The 3229-nt window shown below is 71.2% G+C and carries 2 protein-coding genes and 1 pseudogene; all 3 read left to right on the top strand.

Going from position 1 to position 3229, the window contains the following annotated elements:
* On the top strand, positions 1 to 858 hold an 858-nt coding region (locus tag ACESL7_RS14700; protein ID WP_372894046.1), incomplete at its 5' end, for an aminotransferase.
* Positions 859 to 889: 31 nt separating this feature from the next.
* A complete protein-coding gene (locus tag ACESL7_RS14695) occupies positions 890 to 2737 on the top strand; it encodes a peptidylprolyl isomerase (protein ID WP_372894045.1) in 1848 nt (615 codons plus the stop codon).
* A gap of 4 nt (positions 2738 to 2741) precedes the next feature.
* Positions 2742 to 3229 (top strand): annotated as a pseudogene (locus ACESL7_RS14690) (anthranilate synthase component I); the annotation flags it as partial.

The following is a 3229-nucleotide window of genomic DNA, read 5'->3' as shown; positions in this document are numbered from 1 at the left end:
GGCTGCGAGGTGATCCTGCCGACGCCCTGGTACTTCAATCACAAGATGTGGCTCGACATGGCGGGCGTCCGCGCCGTGCCCCTGCCCTGTGGCGACGACCTTCTGCCCGACCCGGAGCGCGCGGCGGCACTCATCACGTCCCGCACCCGTGCGATCGTGCTGGTGACGCCGAACAACCCCGGCGGCGTCGAGTATCCGGCCGACGTGGTAGCGTCGTTCTACCATCTCGCGCAGGACCGCGGCCTCACCCTCATCCTCGACGAGACCTACCGCGATTTCGACGCGCGGCCGGGCGCGCCGCACGACCTCTTCGCCGATCCGGACTGGCCGCGCCATCTCGTGCATCTCTACTCCTTCTCCAAGGCCTACCGTCTCACCGGGCACCGGACGGGCGCGATGGTCGCGGATGCCGCGACGCTCGCCGAGGCCGAGAAATTCCTCGACACGGTGGCGATCTGCCCGCCGCAGCTCGGCCAGCACGCGGCGCTCTTCGGGCTTCGGCACCTCGCGCAGTGGCTCGCGGGCGAGCGGGCCGAGATCCTCGACCGCCGCGCCGCGATCGAGACGGGCGCGGGCCGCCTCGCCGACGCAGGCTGGCGGCTGAAAGGGGTCGGCGCCTATTTCGCCTATCTCGAGCAGCCCTTCGCGCTGGCCTCCGACGAGCTCGCGCAGCGCATGATCTCCGACATCGGCGTGCTCGCGCTGCCCGGAACGATGTTCGTGCCCGAAGCGGACGCGAGCGGCGCGCGCCATCTGCGCATCGCCTTCGCCAACGTGGACCGCGCTGGCATCGAAGAGCTTTATGCCCGGCTCGCCCGTCTCGCCTATCCGCTTGCCGAGACGGGGGCGCGCGGCTAGGAACGCGCGCAGGGCATCGGCGGGAGGCGGCATGGCGGCGCGCAGCGGAACATCGCGAATCTTCGTCTGGATCCTGCTGGGCCTGCTGATCGTGGGGCTTGCCGGGTTCGGGGCGACCAACCTCACCGGGACCGTGCGCACCGTCGCACAGGTCGGCGATCAGGATGTCGCCGCCGACGACTATGCCCGCGCCCTGCAGAACGAGCTGCGTGCCTTGACCCAGCAGCGCGGCTCGGCCGTCACCTTTCAGGAGGCGCGCGAGGCGGGCATCGATCAGCGGGTGCTCGGCCGGCTCATCCTGCAGGCCGCGCTCGACGACGAGGCCGCGCGGCTCGGGATTTCCGTCGGCGACGCGGTCGTGGCAGACCAGATCGCGGAAATCTCCGCCTTCCAGGGTCCCGACGGGGAGCTCGACCGCGAGGCCTACCGCTTCGCGCTGGAAAACGCCGGGCTCACCGAGGCCGAGTTCGAGGCCGACCTGCGCGCCGAGACGTCCCGCGGCATCCTGCAGGACGCGGTGCGCGCGGCCACGCCGGCGCCGGATCCCTACGTGGACGCGCTGACCGACTTCGTGGGCGAACAGCGCAGCTTCACATGGGCGCGGCTCGGGACCGACGCGCTGGAGACGCCCGTGCCCGCGCCGTCGGAGGACGAACTCCGCGCCTTCTACGACGAGAACACCGACCGCTTCATGCGCCCCGAGACGAAGCGCATCACCTACGCCTGGCTCACGCCGGAGATGATCGTGGACGAGGTCGAGGTCGACGAAGAGGCGCTGCGCGATCTCTACGAGGACCGCGGTGCACAGTATCGCCAGCCCGAGCGCCGCCTGGTCGAGCGCCTTGCCTACCCGGACGAGGCTGCGGCCCGGGAGGCGCGCGAGGCGATCGAGGCGGGCGAGACCAGCTTCGAGGCCGAGGTCGAGGCGCGCGACCTTTCGCTCTCCGACATCGATCTCGGCGACGTGACGCGCCGCAAGCTGGGGGACGCGGCGGATGCCGTCTTCGCCGCCGAAACGGGTGAGGTGGTGGGCCCCCTGCCCTCTTCGCTCGGTCCGGCGCTCTACCGCGTCAACGCGAGGCTCGCCGCGCAGGAGACGAGCTTCGAGGAGGCCGAGCCGGAGCTGCGCGACGAGCTCGCCGCCGACCGTGCGCGCCGCGTGATCGCCAATCAGGTCGACAGTTTCGACGACCTGCTCGCCGGAGGCGCGCGGCTGGAAGAGCTCGCCGACGAGACCGAGATGGCGCTTGGCGAGATCGAGTGGCACGAGGACATGTCCGAGGGCATCGCCGCCTACGAGGCGTTCCGGGATGCCGCCGAGGCAGTGACCGAGGAGGACTTCCCGGAAATCGAGGCGCTCGGCGACGGCGGTGTCTTCGCCCTCCGCCTCGACGAGGTGGTGCCGCCGGCGCCCGCCCCCTTCGAGGAGGTCGCCGGGCGCGCCGCGCTTCTCTGGGAAGAGCAAGAGACGCGCACGCGCCTGACCGAGCGGGCCGAGGACCTGACCGACGACCTGCGCGCCGGGCGATCCTTCGCGTCCGTCGGCCTCGACGATGCGACGCAGATCGAGGGCGTGACCCGTGACGGCTTCGTCGAGGGGCTGCCGCGCGACACCGTCGAGACCGTTTTCGGCATGGACCCGGGAGAGGTGCGCATCGTGCCGGACGGCGCGTCGGTGCTGATCCTGCGCCTCGACGACGTCGAGGCGCCCGACCCGCAGGCCGAGGATATCTCCGGCCTGCGCGCGCAGATCGCACAGCAGGGCGCCGCCGGGCTGGCCGACGACCTGCTCGAGACCTATGCCCGCGAGGTGCAGTCGCGCGCGGGCGTCACCATCGATCAGGCCGCGCTCAACGCGGTTCACGCCAATTTCCAGTGACCCCATGGCGCTGACACCCGATCCCGAGACCTTCGCCGCCGCCTACGACGCCGGACAGCCTCAGCTGGTCTGGACGCGTCTTGCAGCGGATCTCGACACGCCGGTATCGCTCATGCTGAAGCTCGCCGGCCCGCAGCCGCTGAGCTTCCTGCTGGAGTCGGTGACCGGCGGTGAGCAACGCGGACGCTACTCGATCATCGGCATGAAACCCGATCTCGTCTGGCGCTGCCGCGGCGGCCGGGCCGAGATCAACCGCAGCGCGCGCTTCGAGCCCGAGAGCTTCACGCCCGACGAGCGCCCCGCGCTCGACTCGCTGCGCGCGCTCATCGCGGAAAGCCGGATCGAGATGCCCCCCGACATGCCGCCCGCCGCGGCCGGGCTCTTCGGATATCTCGGCTACGACATGATCCGCCTCGTCGAGCGGCTGGGCGAGGCCAATCCCGATCCGATCGACCTGCCCGACGCGCTGTTGACGCGGCCGTCGCTCGTCGC

The organism is Rhodosalinus sp., from assembly GCF_041685465.1.
GTDB lineage: Bacteria > Pseudomonadota > Alphaproteobacteria > Rhodobacterales > Rhodobacteraceae > Rhodosalinus.
This window is presented reverse-complemented; position numbering and strand designations above follow the sequence as displayed.